This is a genomic window from Desulfocastanea catecholica (genome assembly GCF_054657295.1).
Genome location: NZ_BAAHYZ010000025.1, coordinates 33707 through 53004 on the forward strand (window position 1 = coordinate 33707; position 19298 = coordinate 53004).

The window sequence follows — 19298 nt, forward strand, 5'->3', positions numbered from 1 at the left end:
GCCGAAAGGATCATTGTCGGCACCTTGCCGCCGCCGAGGTTTTCCCAGGGCCGGCTCAAGGAGCGCGATGTCGACTTTTGCTACGGCAGTTGCGACGGCACGCTCTGGCCGGTTCTCGATACAATCTTTCACCTTGGTCTGCGTTATGACAATTCCCGGGCGGCGGTAACCGAACGACAGCAATTCCTTATCCGGCAGAGGATCGGCATCTGCGATATTGTCGAGTCGTGTCGGCGGAGCAGGATGGAGTCCTCGGACCTCGGCATGATGGACATCCGCCAACGCGATATACTGCGCCAGCTCGAGCTGCATCCAACCATCACAACCCTGATATTTACCGGCGGCAACAGCAAAAACGGCCCGGAATATCTCTTTCGCCGGCAATTAAAGGAACAGTTTGACACCGACAAGGCGTCAACTTCACCGGCGTATGGTCCCTCTGATCTGCAGCTGCACTGTGTCGACAGCGATGTGCCGAGAAAACATCAGTTCACCCTTTGCCGCAGGACCTACACCACCGTTTCTCTCACCTCTCCCTCCAATGCCGCCAACCGGGCCATCGGCAGCAGCGCGCTGTACAAAAGACGTAAAAGAACACAGCCTTCCTATACTACCTTTGATTTTCGCGTCGATCAGTACCGGCAGGTGTTTTGGTCATCTGTTGTCGATTGATTTCCTAGCCACTACAATATGTCGGATGATAAGTTCTTCCAGTCCCGGATAGAGGCCCAGGCCGTAATCAAGGGATTCCACGGCGATGTTTCTGCGCTGCAGCCGCGATCGCCAGGAGGATGGACTGTCACTGATGATGTCCCGGCGATAGTGCATGCCGGCGACGAGAAAAAGTGGCAGGATGCACACTCGAGTAAAACCACGGTTGGCGATCTCCTCGACCAGGTGGGCTGAATCGGGAAATTTTTCCACCACCCCGACAAAGATTCTCTCGCCGAATTTTTTGCGCAGAATTTTTTCCAGCGTGTAATAGGCAGTCCAGATCGGATGATCGGTGCCATGGCCGAGGACCAGAATGGCCTTTTGCGGCCGCTCGGCGATGACCGGCCGCAAAATTTCCCCCACCTGCTGGTAGTCCTCCGGACTGGTCAGCAGCGGTTTGCCGACAGTGCAGTTGAGCGGCGATGTTCCGGCGATGCGCAGCAGCCCGTGGAATTCGGTACCGGGGAATAAATGCAGGGATTGCATGATAACCGCCCGCACCCCTTCGGCGGCAAGCCGACGCAGGACTTCTGCGGGATGCTCGACGGTCGATTCCTGCCGCTGGTGCAGCTCCCGAGTGATCATTCGCGACGAATATGCCCAGATGATCTCCGTGCCCGGGAAATGATGGCGGAGAGCGGTATCAAGCCGGGTATAGGTGGCCACGGCCTTCGAGGTCGTGCCGAAAGCGGACATAATAATGGGAATTTTCATAGGGCATGCACAATATTGTGGTCTTTGAGGCGTGGCTCCTGATATGGCGTGGGTTTGGGACAGCCTCCTGGCGAATATATACCCGTCCGCTGCCCTCCCTGTCAAAAAAAGATAATAATGGCAAAAAAGTATTAAAATAAATAAGCAAAAGTGATACAATATTTTGTACGACGTTACAGTTTTTTTGATAAAGCCCCTTGACAGCAGCTGGACGCTTGTAGTATTCAGAAACTTATCTATTCAATTAAATGCTTTTTTTCTTAAGCGTAGATGCCGGAAAGCAATGGTACACAAAATCGGGAAGTAGAAACAATTACCCTGGGGGAAAAACAATGGTGAAAAAAATTTCAGTCATGGCACTGGCCGGAATGCTCGCCCTGCCGACGTGGGGCATGGCCCAAGACAACGCGAATGTCGCCGACCTGGAGAAAAAGATCGACGAGCTGAGCAGGCAACTCGAGGAGCTGCGTGGCGCGATGGCCGCCCAGTCCGACCAGAACAAGGCGCTGGCGGAAAATGTTGAAGAGCTTGGCAGTGATGTCGAGGACATGGATGAACGTTCTGAAGCGTGGGACCTCATCTCCCGCTTTGATCTCAGCGGAGATTATCGCAGCCGATTGGATTTCTACAACGCCGAAACGGTCTTTGGCCGCGATCTCGATAACGACACCCTGTGGACCAACCGCTTCCGCCTGAACATGCGCGTCAAGGCGACGGAAAACGTCGAGTTTAAGGGTCGTCTGGCCATGTACAAGACCTGGGGCAACCAGTCCGCCTTTACTGACGACAGTGGCGCGATGTATCCGCTTTTCGATGGCAATATTGCCCGGTCGCCTGTCGGCAGCAGTGCCCTCTATGTTGACCGTGCTTTTGTCAACTGGAACAATATCGGCGGCCTGCCGATGTGGTTCTCGATCGGCCGCCGGCCGACCACCGATGGTCCTCCCGGCCAGATGAGAATGAATGATGAGGAGCGCCTGGCCACGCCGATGGCCTTTATGGACTGGCCCTTTGACGGGATATCCCTGGGCTACGCCTGGAACTGGGGCCTGGAAGATCTTGGCTCCAGTCGCATTCGCTTCTGCTATGGCCGAGGCTTTGAGGCCGGTCTGGAGGATCAGGAGACCAACATTAAGGATACCGATTTCGCCGGCCTGAGCTGGGATATCATGAAAAAAGGCGATCGTTTTGCCTATATCCAGAGCTTTCTCGCCTTTGATCTCTTTAATTATCCCAATTTCCAGGATCCAATCATCAATGCAAATTTTGGTGCACCCCCTCCCATGGGGTCTGGCATGGGTCCCCGAGAAAACCTTGGCGATGTCTGGCATACCGCCGCTGTCTATCAGGATAAGATTGCCGGCTTGAACTACTTCATCTCCGGCGGCTGGTCGCAGACCCGGCCGGACAGTGGTCTGTTCAACGATCCGTTCAGCCCAACTTATTACAATGACGACAAGGAAAACGGCTATTCGGCCTACGTCGGCGTGCGCTATGATCTCGATAATGTTGGTTTGAAATTCGGTGCCGAGTTTAACTACGGTTCGGAATACTGGCTGGCCATGGCCCCGGGCCATGATGATATTTACCAGTCCAAGCTGGCCACCAGAGGCCAGGTCTATGAGATCTACACCATCTGGGATCTGCCGACCGGCGAGGCTATCTCGAAATATGCCAAGACCTTTGTACGCCTTGGCTATCAGCACTACGAGTATGATTATTCCGGTTCAGGCGACTGGAATATGAAACCCATTGATCTGGATGATAGTGCGACAATTGGGATGTTAAATTCGGTGATGCCAAATGGTTTCGATCCGGTGGAAAGCGCCGATCAGATCTATCTTACCTTCGAGGCGTTTTTCTAATCAGTAAAGCTCCAACCTGAAAGCCCAGGGGCCATGTTCATAGCAATGAACATGGCCCTTTTTTATTGCCACCAGGCGGTGCCTGCTTTACCTTGAAGAGGATTGTCGTTTTAAAACGGCTTGCTAAAAAGAAAGGCTGTCGAGAATGGTTATGCAAGACTTAAATATTAAACAGTTTCCCGAACAAGGTGCCAGGCACTGCAAATATGCCATGTTCGATCGCCATGGCGGCGTGAGCCGGGGCGTCTATGCTTCGCTCAACGTCGGCGAGCAGGTCGGCGATCTGCCACAGGCCGTGCGGGAGAATCGCGAAAAGGTGCGCTCGGCGCTGTCCGTGGCCCATATCCTGTCGGCCAGGCAGGTGCATGACACCGGCATCTTCTGTCTGACCGAGCCCTTGACCGACAACCGAGAGGTCGACGGGTTTGACGCCCTGATCACCGATCGGCCGGGTGTCGGCCTGATGATCCAGCAGGCCGACTGCCAGGCGGTCCTGCTCTTTGACCCGGTGCACCAGGTGATCGCCGCCGTGCATTGCGGCTGGCGGGGCAGTGTGCAGGGTATCCTTCCACAGGTGCTTCAGGTCATGGCGCAAAACTATGCCACCGTACCGGCGGATGTCCAGGCGGTCATCAGCCCTTCTCTCGGACCCTGCTGCGCCGAATTCGTCAATTACCGCCGGGAGCTGCCTCCCGAGTTTGAGCAATTCATGGTCCGAAGAAATTATTTTGATTTCTGGCGCATCAGCAGGCATCAGCTGCTCCGTGCGGGCATGTCCGATGCGCGTATCGCGACGGCTAACATGTGCACCTGCTGCAGTGATGATTATTTTTCCTATCGGCGGGCGAGCCGCCTGCATAATGGGCTGACCGGCAGAAACTGTTCGGTGATTGCTCTCCAAGATAAATCAGCGTGAACTCTTTTCCGAAACACCATGCGTATTTTACTGATTGAAGACGATGTGAAAATTGCCTCCTTTATCGAGAAGGGCTTAAAGGAAGCAGGTTTTAGTGTCGACAGATGCGCTGATGGCCAGTCGGGCCTGGAATGTGCCTTGACCGCCAGCCACGACGCCGCGGTCATCGATCTGATGCTGCCGTATCGCGATGGCCTGAGCGTTATCGAAACCATGCGCGCCGAAGAGGTCAATACCCCGGTGCTCATCCTCAGCGCCCGGCAATCCGTCGATGACCGCATCCAGGGGTTGCAGCGGGGCGGCGACGACTATATGGTCAAGCCCTTTTCCTTCAGCGAGCTGCTCGCCCGGGTCCAGGCCCTTATCCGGCGGGACAAGAAAAATACCAAGCCGATGTTTCTCACCGTGGGCAAGCTGGAGATGGATCTGCTCAAGCATGAGGTAGTCAGAGACGGCGAAAAAATTGAGCTGCCGGCCAAGGAATATGCCCTTCTGGAATACATGATGCACAATCCGGGCATTGTCCTGTCCAAGACCTCGATCCTCGAACGGGTCTATGACTACGCCTTTGATCCGCAGACCAACGTCGTTGATGTGCTGGTCTGCCGTCTGCGCAATAAGGTCGATAAGGACTTTGCGGACAAGATGATCCATACCGTCAGGGGCGTGGGCTATGTTCTTAAAGCTGACTAGAGAGGATTTCTCCTGGTCCCGCGCCAGGAAAGCGCTGCCACTGTTTCTCCTTCTCTGGGTCGGAGGGATCCTGCTGGCACTGGTGTATCTGTTCAGTGTGCGCAGCCACCTGCAGACCAAGGAGCGGGACCAGATCGAGAGGATGCTCGATGGCTATCTTGCCTCGCACCGCTCGGCCAGTCGCCTGATTGGTTCTTCGTGGGGTTCTTCGCTTGGCTCGGCTTTTCCCCAGCCGGAGCCTCTGCCGGGGGGGCTGGTTTTCCTGCGCATCATCCAGGGCGGCGACCAGATGGTCGTGGTCGGCGAGCAGGCCGGGGCGCTCAGTTTCAAGGGATTGATCGACCTGTCGCCGGAGCGCAGCGGCGTGTGGCTACCGGTGGGGACGGGCGAGGAACAACGCATCCTGACCCTTATCGTCCGGCGCTATGATGACGGCGTGGTCATTCAGGCGGGCATGGATGGCCGGGCCGGTTATGGTCTTTATCACCAGCTGCTGCGCGCGACACTGGGCATCATTGGCGGCAGCGCGTTTCTGCTCTGGCCGCTGGCCCTGCTGTTTATTAAACGCAGCCTTGCGCCGTTGATCGTCACCAGGGAGAAAATTGCCGAGCTTATCCAGCGGCCAAAGGCCGGACTGCTGGCGGAACAGGGCAACGGGCCGGAGCTGGACCGCCTGTACGGCCAGATCAACCAGCTCATCCGGCAGAACCGCCGGCTGGTGTCGGAGATGCAGCAATCCCTGGACAACGTCGCCCACGACCTGCGCACGCCGATGACCAGGCTGCGCTCCGTTGCCGAGTATGGGTTGCAGGCGGAAAATGACACCTGGCGGCTGCACGAGGCGCTGTCCGACTGCCTGGAAGAGTCCGATCGGGTGCTGGCCATGCTGAAGATCATGATGAGCGTCGCCGAGGCGGAATCAGGGACCATGCGACTCGAATTGCAGGGCTGTGATCTCACCTCGACTCTGCAGCAGGTGGTGACGCTGTACGAATACGTCGCCGAAGAGAAGCAGGTGGCGGTGCAGCTGGAGGTGGCCCAGGCGCTGCCGGCACACGTTGACAGTACCCGCATCTCCCAGGTATGGGCCAATCTTCTCGACAACGCCATTAAGTACGGCAAGGAAGGCGGCTGGGTGAAAATTGTTGGGCAGGTGGTCGGCGGGGAGGTGGTTGTCACCTTTGCCGACAACGGCATGGGTATTTCCGAGAGTGAACAGGGCCGGATCTGGGAGCGTCTCTACCGCGGCGATCGCAGCCGATCGCAGAAAGGCCTCGGCCTCGGCCTCAGCTATGTCCATGCGGTCATCGCCGCGCATCGGGGTATCGCTTCCGTGTCGAGCCGGCTGCACCAGGGCAGCTGCTTTGAAGTCCGCCTGCCTGTCGGCCAGCTGATTGGTCAAGCTGCCGGTCAAGCTGTTGGTCAGCTCAGCACGCAGGAAAAATCACAGATCAGCGGAGAATGATCGGACAAACGTATGTCGGGAATATAAAAATTATCGATGCGGATGCCGGAGCTGTGCAGGATGAAATCAATCTGCCGCAACGGCGCGTGGCTTGGGTGGGATGGCATATTGGTCAGGTTGGCGTTTTTCAGTGCGGTCGCGGCGAGGAAAAGATTCAGTTCCCGGCTGCCCCAGAAGGTGTTGAAGTCACCGGCAATGATCACCTCCTTGTCGGTTTCCTGGATGAGGTCGTGCAGTTTTTCAAGCTGGTTCTGCCGGTGGCGGTATTTCAGCGACAGATGAACGATGAAAACGGCGACGGCCTGCAGGTCGGTCTGAATGACCAGTCGCTTGACGCCCTGCTCGAAATAGTGAAAATGAAAATTCTCTATACTCTGTTTGGTCAGCAGGGCATTGGACTGCTGGCGCAGCACCGGAACCTTGTGCGCCAGGGAGTGGAGGTTATACTTGCTTTCGACGATATAATTATAGCCCAGGGTGTCGGCGATGCTCTGTGCCTGGCAGAGGTTGCCGCTGCGATAGGAGCCGGAGTCGACTTCCACCAGGGCGACGATATCCGGATTCACCGCCGCGATGAAGCTGATGATCCGCTCGAGGTTGACGCTGGTCCGTTTGAAAAACCCGGCAAAAGGGAGCGGCAGGTGGTACCCGGCTTTATGACCGGTACCGTAACGTATGTTGTAAAGAAGTAGTCGCATGTGCATATGATACTGATTTGCACCATATCAGGCAATGGTTGACCGAAAGAAATGGATGTAAATTGTCATTTCGGCAAAGCCGGTTATGTTGTAGTCTGCTGGTTTGAGGTTTTCTTGGAAAAAAACCGAACGGAAATCAATAACCGGCTAGGATTATAAAAGAAAGACTAATTGAGTATATCGGATACGTATTTGGAATAATGTTATGATAAAAATTGGAACACGGAAAAGTAAGCTGGCCATGTGGCAGACCGAGACGGTCGCCGGTTATCTGAACGGTGCAGGAATGGCGACGGAGATCAGCTCCATGGAGACCATTGGTGACAAGGTACTCGACACGTCCATTGCCAAGATCGGCAGTAAAGGGGTGTTTACCGTCGAGCTCGAGGAGCAGCTGGCCGGCGGCATGACCGACATCGCCGTACACAGCGCCAAGGACATGCAGTCGCAGTTACCGGAACAGTTTCGCCTTATTGCCTTCACCGAGCGGGAAAAGGTCAATGATGTGCTGGTCAGCCTGGACGACTCCATCGATATAGCCGACAGCACCCGGCCCCTGGTGGTCGGGACCTCGTCGGTGCGCCGCAGGGCCTTTCTCAAGCACTATTATCCCCATGTCGCCATCGTCGAAATGCGCGGCAACCTGCAGACGCGGATCAAAAAGATGCAGGATGGTCACTGCGATGCGCTGATGCTCGCCTACGCCGGAGTCAAGCGGATGGGCTACGGCGACATGATCGTCATGGAGTTTGACGAGCAGCAGTTTGTCCCGCCGGTGGGCCAGGGGTGTATCGCCATCGAAGCGGCCACCACGCTCGAGGCCGGGAAATTGGAGAAGATCCGGGCATGTCTGAATAATCCGCTCAGCGAGGTCTGTCTGCTCGCCGAGCGGGCCTTTCTGAAAAAACTCGAAGGCGGCTGCAGTATTCCGGCCTTTGGCTACGCCGTCGTCGACGGCGACGAACTGACCCTTACCGCCGGGCTGGCCGGGCTTGACGGCGGCAGAATTTTGCGGCGGACGGCAACAGGCTCTGCGCGTGAGCCGGAAGTTCTCGGCAGGGCCGTCGGCGAATATATTCTAGATAACGGCGGGCGGGAGATGCTCGCTGAAATCAGGCGCTTGCAGAGTGAAGCGTAGGTGTCTCTCCCGCCGCCCTGACTCTCCTCTTGACGCGGGCCTGCTTTCAGGATAGAAAAAGAGATGTCAGGGTGTCGCAAGACCAGAAGCACGACCAGAGGGAACCCGGTGTAAATCCGGGACGGGCCCGCCGCTGTGACCGGGGACGAAAATCGCTTGAGCCACTGAGAATACTACGGGAAGGCGCGATTTGTAGGTAGATCCGGAAGTCAGAATACCTGCCTTGACAATTGATGCTGTTCTCCCCGCGGATCAGGGAGAAAGAGCGCTCACCCCGTGAGCGCTAAAGCGTATGTCTGTGGTGAAATCAGGGCCCCCGGACCAAACTCTTTGGTCCGGGGGCCTTTTTTGTCGCCGGATCAAAACTGTCTAAAATTTGGAGGATGCGTACATGGACAAAAGAGAACTGGCGTACACGAAACAGACGATGCTGGCCGTAAAAGACTGGGATGCCTTTCAGGATGTGCTGCGGTTCTGGGCAAAATTGCTGAAACCCGCACCCCTTGCCGTTTGCCCGAACGGGGTGAAAAAGAGCTGATAAGGCCACGGGAGTCCGCCGGTTGCAGTTGACCGGCGGGCTCTTTTCCGTTTTACTGTGCAGGAAAATTACCGCCTCCTGGTCTATAACACGATTGTGGATTATTTCGGTGCCGGTGAACGTTTAGCAAAAAAATGGCTGGACATGTCACGCGGACTGTGCTAATTCACAAAACACATTCCGAAAGGACCAACCAAAAAAATCACTCTGTCGGGGAGTGGCTCAGTCTGGTAGAGCACAGCGTTCGGGACGCTGGGGTCGGAGGTTCAAATCCTCTCTTCCCGACCAATTTTAAAGGGTTTCAGGCAATCGTCTGAAACCCTTTCTTCGTTACTGTTTTCCACGCTGATTTGATCGACCGAATTCGTTTATCTATATATTTTTTCAAGTCACTCATAGTTGTACAATGGTCAAGCCGGCGCTGATTAAAGCGTTGTGGAATTTTTTATCAAATGTGGCAATGGACGTTCCTTTTGTTTTTTTGCAATATGCCGCAAGAACGGCATCACCGTAATCCGGAATACTTTTCGGCCAGAGCGAAAGAAGCATGTGCATATCCACATCAGATGTATACGTCACTCCAGGCATGGATATCAGGTCTGCAACCATCTGCTGCACCTTGTCAGCTTTTAATGAGTATACGCTGGTCAGGACATAAACAAACTCACTGATAACATGATGATGGCATATTACTCCACTTTTTAACTGTTTGGTTTTGTTGAAGAGCGCGGCGATTTTTTCCTGCTGATCGGCATTGCGATCGCTTACAAATGAAATCAGGCAGTTGGTGTCAATAATGATTTTTTTCATGCGTACCTGTTCGCCCGTTTCTTTCTTGCCTGTTGAATATCCTCTTGAATATCACCGGGCCCCACTGGAATTGAGTTTTTGTATTTCAAAAAATCGGACTGGGCAGAGGTCACAATTATACGACCATCTTCCACTTCCCATTCCAGGGTGTCACTCACAGAAAGAGAGAGTTGCTCTCTGATTTTTTTAGGAATGGTGGTTTGAAACTTTGATGATATGACAGTTTGCATGATGCACCTTTTGAAGAATTTTTCTTACCTTTTCAATGTAAGGTAAGAAAATGAGTGTGTCAAGAGCAGAAGGAAAGCGGAAGGAGAGGGTCGCAATGCTATCCATCAACACAAAACTGACCCCTTTTTCCTCACTGGAAGGCTATTGATGCGTTAAGCGGGTTACTGGTAGTCGAGCGCAAGGGGCGCGAGTATCAAGCGCCAAGTACCTACGAAGAGGTTAAGGCCGTGGCGAAAGAGGGGGAGGTCGTTTTTCCGCTGGTTCCCAATGAAAAGATCATGGAAGACTACAGCCCGAAAAAACGGGTCAACGTGATGCTGCCGGTGGATAGACTGGACACCATTGCCGATATAATAAAGCAAAGCGACGGCCTTGACCGGTCAAAATTTATAACCAAGGCTATTGATTATTATGTTGAAAACCTTGGCAGGCATGCGGCAAGATAGCGTTATACTAATTCTTTTTGTCCGGAGACACGATGTGGACGACCATCGTGTCCCCGGATAAAGAAAAAGCCATTTATTTCTCCGCAGCCTCCTTAATCTCCCCACTTTTGCCGATAAGTGACTGCATCATGTCCACCGGGAAGGGAAAAACAATCGTGCTCGAATTCTGGCTCGAGGAGATGTCGTTTAAGGTCTGCAGATAGCGCAGTTGCAGGGCCTGCGGGTTCTGTGAGATAATTTCGGCGGCGGCCAGTAATTTTTCCGCGGCCTGATATTCGCCCTCGGCATGGATGACCTTGGCCCGTCTTTCCCGTTCCGCCTCTGCCTGTCTGGCAATGGCCCTGATCATGGTATCATTGAGGTCGATGTGCTTGATCTCGACATTGATCACCTTGATGCCCCAGGCGTCGGTCCGCTTGTCGATTATTTCCTGGATGCTGTCGTTTAACCTTTCCCGTTCGGAGAGCATTTCGTCCAGCTCATGCTGGCCGAGTACCGAGCGCAGGGTGGTTTGCGCCAGCTGGTTGGTCGCCACAAGGAATTCCTCCACCTGGATGATCGCTCGTTCCGGATCGACCACCCGGAAGTAGAGCACCGCATTGACCCGGACGGTGACGTTGTCTTTGGAGATAACATCCTGCGGCGGGATATCCATGGTCACCACCCGAAGGTCGACACGAAAGGCGCGCTGGATGCCGGGCACGACAATCCTCAGCCCCGGTTTTTTTACCGTCTGGAAGCGGCCGAGAAAAAGAATCACCAGCCGTTCGTATTCGGCGACTATGCGAAAAGAAAGCACGATAAAAGCGATGAGCAGGCTTATCGGTACCAGGTACTGCATATATGGATAGATAGTCATCTCATGGGTCCTCCCTTATTTTGTCCACCGTCAGTTCCAGCCCCTTGCGGGCAGTAATTCTTACCTTGGCGCCTTTGCTGAAATGTTCGTCTGCCGGGCTTTTGGCCGACCAGGACTCGCCAAGCAGCAGGATCCGCCCTTCGCCGGTAAAATCCTGCGCCGCTTCGCCGATCATGCCGATAAGAGCCTCTTCGCCGGTGCGGACTTTTGTCTTCCTCAGGCTCAACATGCGGCCGAGCAGCAGCAGGATAAACAGGGCCGACATGCCGGTGGTGCTGATGATCACCGACAGGGAAATGCGCAGGCTTGCATCATCGATCAGGATCAGCGAACCGATGGCAAAGGCGACGATGCCGCCGATGCCGAGCGAGCCGAAACTGGGGATAAAGGCCTCGCTGATCAACAGAGTGATGCCGAGCAGAATCAAGGCCAGCCCGCTGTAGTTGATCGGCAGAATCTGGAAGGCGTAAAAAGCCAGCAGTAAACAGATGCCACCGGCGACGCCCGGCAGGAAGACGCCGGGATTGGCCAGTTCGTAAATAAGCCCATAGAAGCCGAGCAGCAGCAGAAAATAGGCAACATTGGGATCGCTGATCACCGCCAGCAGCCGGTAGCGCCAGCTTGGCTCGATCCTGGTCAGGGTCATCTCCTTTGTCGAGAGACGCTGCACGCCGGCATCAAGGCGTATCTCATGGCCATCCAGCTGATGCAGCAGATGCGGCAGGTCCGTGGCGACAAAATCGATGACCTGCAACCGCAGGGCTTCTTCCGCCGACAGACTGACCGCTTCACGAACCGCCCGTACCGCCCAGTCGGCATTGCGGCCGTGTCGCTCGGCCAGGGCCTTGATATAGGCCGAGGCGTCATTGATCACTTTTCTCTTCAGGGTGGCGGCATCATCGGTCGGCAGCTCGTCCTTGTCCTGCTTTTTTTCCCCTTCCTCAGGCCTGGGTGATCCCGGCAGCCCGCCGATACTGATCGGCGTGGCTGCGCCGAGATTTGTCGCCGGAGCCATTGCCGCGACATGGCTGGCATAGAGGATATAGGTTCCGGCGCTGGCCGCCCTGGCACCAGCCGGGGCCACGTAGCTGACCACAGGAATGGGCGAGGCAAGAATCATCTGAATGATATCGCGCATCGAGCGGTCAAGGCCGCCCGGTGTGTCCATCTGCACAATCACCAGGTCGGCCAGAACGTCGGCCGCTTTGCCCATACCCTTTCTTATATAGTCACTTGTCGCCGGGCTGATGGCTCCCTGGATGTCCAGAACCACAGCCTGGGAGGAGGGTTCGCCTGCCAATAGTAGTAATGGATGAGAAGGAAGGCTGAGAGTGAGAACGGCAATAAGCAGGAGGAGATAGCGGACCCAAATCAACTGTGCAGAACCTTTTATTGTTTTGACGACGGCTCCAGGCATCAGATACCTCCATTACAGGTCCCGGGTATACGAGTGTTTTGCTCTTCAGGGGGTTGGTGTCAAGAGGAATAAAGGTACTCTCTTTACCCTGCATCACATTGCACTCCGTGTCACCGTTTATCCTGTAATTATAACCACTGTCATCAATTGTGTCAGTTGTACTCTTTTGCAGGGGGTATGGATTGCTGCTCCACAATGGATGTTGAAAGTGATTTAAGACCGATTGTAGCGCCTGTTGTTTCTCAAAAAGTACATCAAATGATGGCCAAGTTGATTTGAGTTGAATCCCTTAATGCCTATCGTATTTGTCTCTTGAAAAAGCAAAATTATGAGAGACAAATCGGTTTGAGCTCAATTATTGCGACTCAACGTGTTTATTCTCTCAAATATAAAAAAATATTGACGATTAACTGTTTTGTCGTTAATTTTTGTGAAAATATATACATCAATAGAGCAAGGAGCCGAATATGGAATTAAGTTTAGAAAATGCTATCGACTATCATTATGACAAATTTCCCCCAGAAAAGCTGGATTATGGGCAATTTGTCGAGCCATTAATAAAAGCAACCGATGCAGTAGCTCGCTATGATCAGATGTTAAAAAATATGCATAATAGCGAAGTACTGCTAGCTCCTCTGCGTAATCAAGAGGCTGTTATCTCCTCAAGAATGGAAGGTACAGTAAGTACCATGGATGAAATTTTAAAATATGAGGCTGACCATGATGCGGAAATAGAGAACACAACAAATGTAAGATCCGAAGTCATCGAAACCATTCTGTATCAGAGGGCCTTGAAGGCTACACAAAAAGCAATGGAGGAGGGATATCCTCTGACCCAATCTCTTATCAAGGGCATCCATCAACGCTTACTGTCTTTTGGACGTGGTGCTTTAAAATCGCCGGGTAAGTTTAAGAACGAGCAAAACTACTTAGCCGATAAGTTAAAGAAGAAAATATTATTTATTCCTATTTCCCCGGAAAAACTACAGGATGGATTGGATAAGCTCTTTCAATATATAGACCACGGCACACATCCGGCATTAGTCAAAACAGGTATTACCCATGTTGAATTTGAGGCATTACATCCATTTAAAGACGGTAATGGTCGTATTGGACGTATGTTGATAACGTTGATGCTCTGGAAATATGGAACAATATCTGCGCCACACTTCTATATAAGTGGGTACTTGGAGGAAAATAAAGATATTTATGTTGATACAATGAGGAATGTTTCCGAGCATGGAGACTGGGAAAGTTGGAGTGCTTTTTTTCTGGGAGCTGTAGAACAGCAAGCTATTAGAAATCTGTCCATTGCAGAGAACATAAGGAGCCTTTATGAAGAGATGAAAACCGTCTTTTTTAATGCACTCTCCTCAAAGTGGAGCGTCAATGCATTGGATTTCGTGTTTACAAACCCAGTTTTTAGAAACAACAAATTCACTGCGGGTAGTGGTATCCCAGCAGCGTCTGCCGCTCGATTTACAAGGATACTTTTAGAAAAAGAAATAATTCTGACCCTGGAAGAAGCATCTGGGCGCAGACCTGCTCTCTATTCTTTTGAGCCGTTAATGAAACTTGTCAGAGTTTAGAGCGGAAAGGGTCAAATCTTTAACCTTGACACTTCCCGCTTATCCGTCCGATAAGCCGGCTTATGTTGCTGTCCTTATCAGACCTGTCCCGCAGACGTTTTCTGGCTTGGCTGACCGTGGAGTAATCTACCCCCAAAATATCGCCTATCTCCCGGTTATTGAGACCTGCAAAGTTATAAAGGGCGGTCATGACTATCTGTCTTGTTGTTCCGGTTGCAAGGAGGACTTGGCTGATGCCCGTTTCTTGCTCGACAATTGCCAACACGGCATCCATGGACAAAAATCGATGAATTTTTTGGATATCCGGTCTCTCCCGGTCCTTTTCATTGGCAATATATTTTTCCTTCACCCAAGAGACAAATTTTTTACTGCCGAGAATGGTTTGGCCGACAATCTGTTCCCGGACCGGCACCCCGGCTGTCAGATCGTCGATTATCTGTTTCTTATATTCCATCTTTCCATTCTGGGTGTCACCACCGTATTCGGCAAGAACAGTTTTATATTCGACAAAATTAAGCGTATTTTTTATGCCGATATATCCTGGAAGGCTGCTCCATTTGTAAGCCCAGAGATATTCCAGTTGTCTGTCAACCGGCATCTTTTGCCTCTCTGATACCTTTACCGGGTTTAAATGAATATAGCGTGAGACTTTGGAGAGGTAAGAATCGAATTCAACGAGGAAACTTTTGTACCGTCCCTGGTAGAGATGCCCGACTCGTTTATGTCGGCGATTATAGTGCGAGGTGTAGGTGATATTGAAGTGGCGCATGAATTCGCTAAGATTGCCCAAGGGGGTTTGGGCCAGGATGTGCCAATGATTATCCATCAGCACAAAACTGTGCAGGATGACGCCATAGGTATGTATCGAATGAGAGAGAATATTTAAGAACTGATTCCTGTCAACATCATCCTTGAAAACGGCACTGCGCTCATTGCCACGATTGGTGACATGATACAGCGCCCCGGGATATTGAATTCGTAATGCTCTGGCCATGGTAAGAGGATACTTTATTTAAAAATTGTTTGTCAAGGGTAAAGATTTGACCCCACGTCCCGAAGATTGCAATTGACATCCTTTGGAAGCTGGCGTACATATAAAAATATACTATACGTCGCAATGTAAAGGAGGCTTGTGTATGAATACCAAATTAACTTTGAGAATGGATGATAATCTCATTGAATACGCTAAGCAATATTCGGCAAAGACGGGGAAGTCCGTGTCTCAGATAGTCGCAGATCTATTTGAAATGATGAAAAATGAAAAATTTGAGAAAGATTTTCCGATAACTCCGGCAGTCCTCTCCCTCAAGGGAGTCTTGAGAGGAAATTTCGTTGATGAGAAGGATTTTCATAAATATTTAGAAGAAAAATATTTATGAAAATCCTCTTTGATACAAATGTCATTATAGACGTTCTTTTAGACAGAGAGCCCTTTTCCAACGATGCGGCGTTCTTAATGTCCTTAGTGGAACGGTCTGAAATCATAGGTTTTGTATGCGCAACCACTATAACAACGATTTATTATCTCATCAGCAAATCACTTGGTTCTCAAGCTGCTTCCCGCCATATTCAAACTCTGCTTGCTCTCTTTGTCATAGCGCCTGTCAATCGAGTTGTTCTTGAAGGTGCTGTCAAATCGAAATTCAAAGATTTCGAGGATGCTGTTCTTCATGAGTCTGCAATCCATACAGGGGCTGAATATATTGTTACAAGGAATATTTCTGATTTCAAAAAATCAAAACTTCCGACTTTTAGTCCTGCTGATTTAATTAGCACTATGGAATTATTAAATAAAAGAAAGGGAGGGGTAAATCCTTAACCTTGACACCTCCGCTTATACATACGATGAGCCGGCTTATGTTGTCCACCTTGGCCTTGAAAACGGTATCGTGCTCATTGCCACGATTTGGGACATGATAAAGCGTAAAAGGTGTTGAATTTGTCATGCTCTGGCCATGGATACGGGGGTATTTTAGTTGAAAATTAAATGTCAAGGATAAAGATTTGACCCCATCTCCTCCTGCCGTAGCTCATTTCTGTCAGCATGTAAAGGTCTTGAATGGTAAAGGTAGGCCAACCGGAAAAAAGTCATTAGGAATTTGTTTGAGAATGCCCTTGCGAAGGCTCTGGCCATGGTAAGAGGATACTTTATTTGAAAATTAAATATCAAGGATAAAGATTTGACCCCACCATTCCTTGGTTTTGCCGACCCCGTTTTGCCGTTCTGCACCATTTTTTAACTTGCCGTCAATCCTTGCGCGAACGGTTGTATTAGTTGCCATTGTAAACACCCCCTTTTGGGCTACATTGTAGCTCATTTCTGTCAGCATGTAAAGGTCTTGAATGGTAAAGGTAGGCCAACCGGAAAAAAGTCATTAGGAATTTGTTTGAGAATGCCCTTGCGAAGGCTCTGGCCAAGGTAAGAGAATACTTTAATTGAAAATTAAATGTCAAGGATAAAGATTTGACCCTGTTTTGTTCTTTAGTTGAAAATTGTTTGTCAAGGATAAAGATTTGACCCCGATTCCCCTGACCCCGATTCCCCCCCCTAGAATTTGTTTGAGAATGCCCTTGCGAAGGCTCTGGCCATGGTAAGAGGATACTTTATTTGAAAATTAAATGTCAAGGATAAAGATTTGACCCCGATTTCGCTTTCATGAATTCGCTAAGGTTGCCCAAGGGGGTTTGGGCCAGGATGTGCCAATGATTATCCATCAGCACAAAACTGTGCAGGATGACGCCATAGGTATGTATCGAATGAGAGAGAATATTTAAGAACGCATTCCTGTCAACATCATCTTTGAAAACGGCACTGCGCTCATTGCCACGATTGGTGACATGATACAGCGCCCCGGGATATTGAATTCGTAATGCTCTGGCCATGGTAAGAGGATACTTTGTTTGAAAATTAAATGTCAAGGATAAAGATTTGACCCCTATTTTCCCTATTTTCCTATTTTCTATTTTCTGTCAAGGATAAAGATTTGACCCCTATTTTGAAACTGTATTCCGGAAAATCGGTGAAAAGTGGCTGCTCGCTGATAGTTTTGAGAATAAGGATTTTCAGGTAAGTTCCTAGAAATAAGGTAAATTAAGAATAATTCTTCTTTCTGTGGATTTGGCCTAAATTTTGCTAAAGTTAAGTAAAAGGCAGGCTTTTTGCTGTAATTATCGGCTAGTAATTATCGGCTAGGGCTAGTGTTGAGTTATAATAAACTTAAAAACAAGGGGGATATTATGAAAAAGAAATGCTTCGTTGGGGTATTGACTGGATTCTTGGTATTTGGGCTGGTGGGGTTGGCCAGCGCCTATACTATGCTGTTTGGGACGACGACTGCGGAATATAAAGTGTGGGATAGAAGTGATTCTAGTTATGATACCTATGTGGGTGATCCTTATTTTGGGTATACTGGGGATGATTATGCAGGGTACTACATAGGTACTTTTACCCAACCTGACGGAAGTGCTCTCAATGATAATAAGATCCTTGAGGATATTGTAACGGATTATCTAGGGATGGTCCCAACGAACTTTACTTCAGGCACTAGTGATGCAGGTGATGTAACTATTACTTCATCTGATGGTTGGTATTCCGGCATGTGGTCTGTAGCAGGAATATACGATCCGGAAAAATATGTGAATTTTTATTCTGTTAAGGCATCAAATGAATTTGCTCTGTACTTTGTCGATCCGCAACTGCAGACAGGGGAATGGACTACTCGACATACGTTGAATGATGGATTAAATATACCAACAATATCTCATCTCTCAGTAAGTCTGGTTGGTCCTCCAACCTCCGTCCCCGAACCAGCAATGATGCTGCTCTTCGGGACAAGCTTGGTCGGCTTGGTAGGTGTAGCCCGTAGGCGCAACAAGAAATAAGCTTATTACCTAATCTGCAAAATCTAAAGGCAGGGTCACTTATGGCCCTGCCTTTTTTTGTGTGCATTTTCGTCCTCCTTCCCGGAAGTTTTTCTCGACAAGTGAATCAGTACGGTTTTCCAAACAAATGGCTGCCCACGACGCAGCCAGGCGCCTCCGTCAAAAGCCTATTGTGAGTTTTAACAAGGGTTTGTCGCTGAATGTCAGCTAGGTCATGCCAATCTCCGAAGACTCCTTGCAGTAATGTATCCCGCTGCATGCGTCGATAAACGGCATAATATGGTACTGTTTCAATCACGGAAATACGAGTATTCAATCCTGACCTGCTAATTTATTTCGGAAATCCGGATAAAATATCCGATAAAATCCGTAATGACGAAGAAAACGACCAACACCTGCTCGGCTATATACTCTTAATATACTGTTATTTAAAGCATATTGCGTTTTTTTTAAAATGGCTCAAATGTTGCATTCCTGTTATATAAGTTGAGTTTTGGTTTTTGCATGGTGTTGAGCAGGGCTTTTCAGAAGATTTGCTGATTTTATATCAGTGCAGGAAGAAATTCGACTGCATAAGAAAGAGACGGCACTGTATTTTAAAGAGAGTGAGGATTGGCCTCAAAACAAGAAAGGTGGAAAATATGAAAAAGAAATTTTTGGCAGCACTGGCTACTGGATTTTTTCTGGTAGGTATGGTCGGCCTGGCGCAGGCACTAACCATTAACAATGGCACCACTGAGGTTGGAGATAAAGACATTCTTCTTTTTAGTACTGCTCTTGGTAACAGTGGAGAAGCCACGGAGTTGGAGTGGGTACAAGACGTGCTTAATGATACTACTATTGTTATGACGGATAAATATGACACTAATGAGGGTGCAGGGTGGGTTGCTGTTGATAACAAGACTGGTTACTTTGCCCACCAGCTCTATACTGATCCTGCATGGTTTCTCATCAAAACAGGGAATCTGCAGGTTACCGATAATGATACTTTTTTGTTTCAAAATAATTCCTTAGCGGGCTATGGGGTAGTCGAGCTCTTAGACATGGGATTCGCAATGAAGGATATCATCAACGTTTCAAAAATCAGTCATGTTGGTGAGTTCAATGGCACAACCCCCGTACCCGAGCCGGCAACCATGGTGCTGCTCGGTGCAGGCTTATTCGGCTTGATCGGTGTCACCCGCAGGCGGAAAAAGAAATAAGCAGAGTACATCATTTTTTACATAATTTTCAAAATTGAAAGGCGGGGTCATTGGTGGCTCTGCCTTTTTTTTGTGCATTTTTGTTCTTTTTTCCGGAATTTTTTCCGGAAAAGGGAATTAT

General features: G+C 50.2%; 22 protein-coding genes, 1 tRNA gene and 1 riboswitch. Of the genes, 14 read left to right on the plus strand and 9 right to left on the minus strand.

The window, feature by feature from the left end:
• The first annotated feature begins 24 nt into the window (after positions 1–24).
• Positions 25–672, plus strand: a complete 648-nt coding sequence (locus ACYQ8U_RS18550) for a uracil-DNA glycosylase family protein (RefSeq protein WP_459947052.1) — start codon at positions 25–27, stop codon at positions 670–672.
• Here ACYQ8U_RS18550 and ACYQ8U_RS18555 read toward each other — a convergent pair.
• Positions 655–1428, minus strand: a complete 774-nt coding sequence (locus ACYQ8U_RS18555; RefSeq protein ID WP_459947053.1) for a sirohydrochlorin cobaltochelatase — start codon at positions 1426–1428, stop codon at positions 655–657. The two genes, ACYQ8U_RS18550 and ACYQ8U_RS18555, sit on opposite strands and share 18 nt — an antisense overlap.
• 332 nt (positions 1429–1760) lie before the next feature.
• Here ACYQ8U_RS18555 and ACYQ8U_RS18560 point away from each other — a divergent pair, with 332 nt between their 5' ends.
• The 4 genes from ACYQ8U_RS18560 (at position 1761) to ACYQ8U_RS18575 (ending at position 6367) form a co-directional block, all read left to right on the plus strand.
• Positions 1761–3293 carry a DUF3373 family protein gene (locus ACYQ8U_RS18560; protein WP_459947054.1) on the plus strand — a complete coding sequence of 511 codons (1533 nt, stop codon included), beginning with the start codon at positions 1761–1763 and terminating at the stop codon, positions 3291–3293.
• A gap of 151 nt (positions 3294–3444) precedes the next feature.
• Positions 3445–4209, plus strand: a complete 765-nt coding sequence (pgeF, locus tag ACYQ8U_RS18565; protein ID WP_459947055.1) for a peptidoglycan editing factor PgeF — start codon at positions 3445–3447, stop codon at positions 4207–4209.
• Positions 4210–4227: 18 nt separating this feature from the next.
• A complete protein-coding gene (locus tag ACYQ8U_RS18570) occupies positions 4228–4902 on the plus strand; it encodes a winged helix-turn-helix domain-containing protein (protein WP_459947056.1) in 675 nt (224 codons plus the stop codon).
• Positions 4883–6367: a sensor histidine kinase gene (locus ACYQ8U_RS18575; protein WP_459947057.1), complete on the plus strand. Its 1485-nt coding sequence runs from the start codon at positions 4883–4885 to the stop codon at positions 6365–6367. The genes ACYQ8U_RS18570 and ACYQ8U_RS18575 overlap by 20 nt, the downstream gene beginning before the upstream one ends.
• Here ACYQ8U_RS18575 and ACYQ8U_RS18580 read toward each other — a convergent pair.
• Positions 6325–7071: an endonuclease/exonuclease/phosphatase family protein gene (locus ACYQ8U_RS18580; protein ID WP_459947058.1), complete on the minus strand. Its 747-nt coding sequence runs from the start codon at positions 7069–7071 to the stop codon at positions 6325–6327. The genes ACYQ8U_RS18575 and ACYQ8U_RS18580 overlap by 43 nt on opposite strands.
• A gap of 199 nt (positions 7072–7270) precedes the next feature.
• On the opposite strand from ACYQ8U_RS18580, the gene hemC reads away from it, so the two are divergent.
• From hemC to ACYQ8U_RS18595, 3 genes are all read left to right on the plus strand, one after another.
• Complete coding sequence (gene hemC / locus ACYQ8U_RS18585; RefSeq protein WP_459947059.1) at positions 7271–8203, plus strand: hydroxymethylbilane synthase; 933 nt, start codon at positions 7271–7273, stop codon at positions 8201–8203.
• Positions 8204–8255: 52 nt separating this feature from the next.
• A riboswitch (cobalamin riboswitch) is annotated at positions 8256–8443 on the plus strand.
• 151 nt (positions 8444–8594) lie between these two features.
• The gene (locus tag ACYQ8U_RS18590; RefSeq protein ID WP_459947060.1) at positions 8595–8741 is read left to right on the plus strand and encodes a hypothetical protein; all 147 of its coding nucleotides are present in this window, start codon (positions 8595–8597) and stop codon (positions 8739–8741) included.
• Between the two features lie 211 nt (positions 8742–8952).
• Positions 8953–9029 (plus strand) — tRNA-Pro (locus tag ACYQ8U_RS18595).
• Positions 9030–9134: 105 nt separating this feature from the next.
• Here the strand turns inward: ACYQ8U_RS18595 and ACYQ8U_RS18600 are convergent.
• Both ACYQ8U_RS18600 and ACYQ8U_RS18605 read right to left on the minus strand, forming a co-directional pair.
• The gene (locus ACYQ8U_RS18600) at positions 9135–9551 is read right to left on the minus strand and encodes a type II toxin-antitoxin system VapC family toxin (protein WP_459947061.1); all 417 of its coding nucleotides are present in this window, start codon (positions 9549–9551) and stop codon (positions 9135–9137) included.
• The gene (locus tag ACYQ8U_RS18605; protein ID WP_459947062.1) at positions 9548–9781 is read right to left on the minus strand and encodes an AbrB/MazE/SpoVT family DNA-binding domain-containing protein; all 234 of its coding nucleotides are present in this window, start codon (positions 9779–9781) and stop codon (positions 9548–9550) included. The genes ACYQ8U_RS18600 and ACYQ8U_RS18605 overlap by 4 nt, the downstream gene beginning before the upstream one ends.
• A gap of 228 nt (positions 9782–10009) precedes the next feature.
• Between ACYQ8U_RS18605 and ACYQ8U_RS18610 the strand changes: the two genes are divergently transcribed.
• A complete protein-coding gene (locus ACYQ8U_RS18610; RefSeq protein WP_459947063.1) occupies positions 10010–10228 on the plus strand; it encodes a hypothetical protein in 219 nt (72 codons plus the stop codon).
• A gap of 73 nt (positions 10229–10301) precedes the next feature.
• On the opposite strand, the gene ACYQ8U_RS18615 is transcribed toward ACYQ8U_RS18610, so the two are convergent.
• Both ACYQ8U_RS18615 and ACYQ8U_RS18620 read right to left on the minus strand, forming a co-directional pair.
• Positions 10302–11087, minus strand: a complete 786-nt coding sequence (locus tag ACYQ8U_RS18615; RefSeq protein ID WP_459947064.1) for a slipin family protein — start codon at positions 11085–11087, stop codon at positions 10302–10304.
• A gap of 1 nt (position 11088) precedes the next feature.
• On the minus strand, positions 11089–12504 hold the full coding sequence (locus ACYQ8U_RS18620; RefSeq protein ID WP_459947065.1) for an NfeD family protein: 1416 nt from the start codon (positions 12502–12504) through the stop codon (positions 11089–11091).
• Between the two features lie 467 nt (positions 12505–12971).
• Between ACYQ8U_RS18620 and ACYQ8U_RS18625 the strand changes: the two genes are divergently transcribed.
• The gene (locus tag ACYQ8U_RS18625; protein WP_459947066.1) at positions 12972–14093 is read left to right on the plus strand and encodes a Fic family protein; all 1122 of its coding nucleotides are present in this window, start codon (positions 12972–12974) and stop codon (positions 14091–14093) included.
• Between the two features lie 19 nt (positions 14094–14112).
• Here ACYQ8U_RS18625 and ACYQ8U_RS18630 read toward each other — a convergent pair whose 3' ends face one another.
• Positions 14113–15087, minus strand: a complete 975-nt coding sequence (locus tag ACYQ8U_RS18630) for a transposase (RefSeq protein ID WP_459947067.1) — start codon at positions 15085–15087, stop codon at positions 14113–14115.
• A 142-nt stretch (positions 15088–15229) separates the two neighbouring features.
• Here ACYQ8U_RS18630 and ACYQ8U_RS18635 point away from each other — a divergent pair, with 142 nt between their 5' ends.
• Both ACYQ8U_RS18635 and ACYQ8U_RS18640 read left to right on the plus strand, forming a co-directional pair.
• Complete coding sequence (locus ACYQ8U_RS18635) at positions 15230–15472, plus strand: DUF6364 family protein (protein WP_459947068.1); 243 nt, start codon at positions 15230–15232, stop codon at positions 15470–15472.
• Entirely contained in the window at positions 15469–15912 is a 444-nt protein-coding gene (locus ACYQ8U_RS18640) for a PIN domain-containing protein (protein ID WP_459947069.1), read from the plus strand. Before ACYQ8U_RS18635 ends, ACYQ8U_RS18640 begins: the two co-directional genes overlap by 4 nt.
• Positions 15913–16252: 340 nt before the next feature.
• Here the strand turns inward: ACYQ8U_RS18640 and ACYQ8U_RS18645 are convergent, their stop codons facing one another.
• Both ACYQ8U_RS18645 and ACYQ8U_RS18650 read right to left on the minus strand, forming a co-directional pair.
• Positions 16253–16423, minus strand: coding sequence for a hypothetical protein (locus tag ACYQ8U_RS18645; protein ID WP_459947070.1), 171 nt, complete (start codon positions 16421–16423; stop codon positions 16253–16255).
• A 292-nt stretch (positions 16424–16715) separates the two neighbouring features.
• Positions 16716–16976, minus strand: coding sequence for a transposase (locus ACYQ8U_RS18650; protein WP_459947071.1), 261 nt, complete (start codon positions 16974–16976; stop codon positions 16716–16718).
• A gap of 354 nt (positions 16977–17330) precedes the next feature.
• Here ACYQ8U_RS18650 and ACYQ8U_RS18655 point away from each other — a divergent pair, with 354 nt between their 5' ends.
• Entirely contained in the window at positions 17331–17975 is a 645-nt protein-coding gene (locus ACYQ8U_RS18655) for a PEP-CTERM sorting domain-containing protein (protein ID WP_459947072.1), read from the plus strand.
• Between the two features lie 641 nt (positions 17976–18616).
• Positions 18617–19177 (plus strand): PEP-CTERM sorting domain-containing protein, encoded by a 561-nt coding sequence (locus ACYQ8U_RS18660; RefSeq protein WP_459947073.1) that lies wholly within the window; start codon positions 18617–18619, stop codon positions 19175–19177.
• The last annotated feature ends 121 nt before the right edge of the window (positions 19178–19298 follow it).

Excerpts from the sequence above, each read along its gene's own strand:
- ACYQ8U_RS18555 (WP_459947053.1), bottom strand. The coding sequence starts at position 1,428 with ATGAAAATTCCCATTATTATGTCCGCTTTCGGCACGACCTCGAAGGCC.
- ACYQ8U_RS18560 (WP_459947054.1), top strand. The coding sequence starts at position 1,761 with ATGGTGAAAAAAATTTCAGTCATGGCACTGGCCGGAATGCTCGCCCTG.
- pgeF (WP_459947055.1), top strand. The coding sequence starts at position 3,445 with ATGCAAGACTTAAATATTAAACAGTTTCCCGAACAAGGTGCCAGGCAC.
- ACYQ8U_RS18570 (WP_459947056.1), top strand. The coding sequence starts at position 4,228 with ATGCGTATTTTACTGATTGAAGACGATGTGAAAATTGCCTCCTTTATC.
- ACYQ8U_RS18575 (WP_459947057.1), top strand. The coding sequence starts at position 4,883 with ATGTTCTTAAAGCTGACTAGAGAGGATTTCTCCTGGTCCCGCGCCAGG.
- ACYQ8U_RS18580 (WP_459947058.1), bottom strand. The coding sequence starts at position 7,071 with ATGCACATGCGACTACTTCTTTACAACATACGTTACGGTACCGGTCAT.
- hemC (WP_459947059.1), top strand. The coding sequence starts at position 7,271 with ATGATAAAAATTGGAACACGGAAAAGTAAGCTGGCCATGTGGCAGACC.
- ACYQ8U_RS18590 (WP_459947060.1), top strand. The coding sequence starts at position 8,595 with ATGGACAAAAGAGAACTGGCGTACACGAAACAGACGATGCTGGCCGTA.
- ACYQ8U_RS18600 (WP_459947061.1), bottom strand. The coding sequence starts at position 9,551 with ATGAAAAAAATCATTATTGACACCAACTGCCTGATTTCATTTGTAAGC.
- ACYQ8U_RS18605 (WP_459947062.1), bottom strand. The coding sequence starts at position 9,781 with ATGCAAACTGTCATATCATCAAAGTTTCAAACCACCATTCCTAAAAAA.
- ACYQ8U_RS18615 (WP_459947064.1), bottom strand. The coding sequence starts at position 11,087 with ATGACTATCTATCCATATATGCAGTACCTGGTACCGATAAGCCTGCTC.
- ACYQ8U_RS18620 (WP_459947065.1), bottom strand. The coding sequence starts at position 12,504 with ATGCCTGGAGCCGTCGTCAAAACAATAAAAGGTTCTGCACAGTTGATT.
- ACYQ8U_RS18625 (WP_459947066.1), top strand. The coding sequence starts at position 12,972 with ATGGAATTAAGTTTAGAAAATGCTATCGACTATCATTATGACAAATTT.
- ACYQ8U_RS18630 (WP_459947067.1), bottom strand. The coding sequence starts at position 15,087 with ATGGCCAGAGCATTACGAATTCAATATCCCGGGGCGCTGTATCATGTC.
- ACYQ8U_RS18635 (WP_459947068.1), top strand. The coding sequence starts at position 15,230 with ATGAATACCAAATTAACTTTGAGAATGGATGATAATCTCATTGAATAC.
- ACYQ8U_RS18640 (WP_459947069.1), top strand. The coding sequence starts at position 15,469 with ATGAAAATCCTCTTTGATACAAATGTCATTATAGACGTTCTTTTAGAC.
- ACYQ8U_RS18645 (WP_459947070.1), bottom strand. The coding sequence starts at position 16,423 with ATGCTGACAGAAATGAGCTACAATGTAGCCCAAAAGGGGGTGTTTACA.
- ACYQ8U_RS18650 (WP_459947071.1), bottom strand. The coding sequence starts at position 16,976 with ATGGCCAGAGCATTACGAATTCAATATCCCGGGGCGCTGTATCATGTC.
- ACYQ8U_RS18655 (WP_459947072.1), top strand. The coding sequence starts at position 17,331 with ATGAAAAAGAAATGCTTCGTTGGGGTATTGACTGGATTCTTGGTATTT.
- ACYQ8U_RS18660 (WP_459947073.1), top strand. The coding sequence starts at position 18,617 with ATGAAAAAGAAATTTTTGGCAGCACTGGCTACTGGATTTTTTCTGGTA.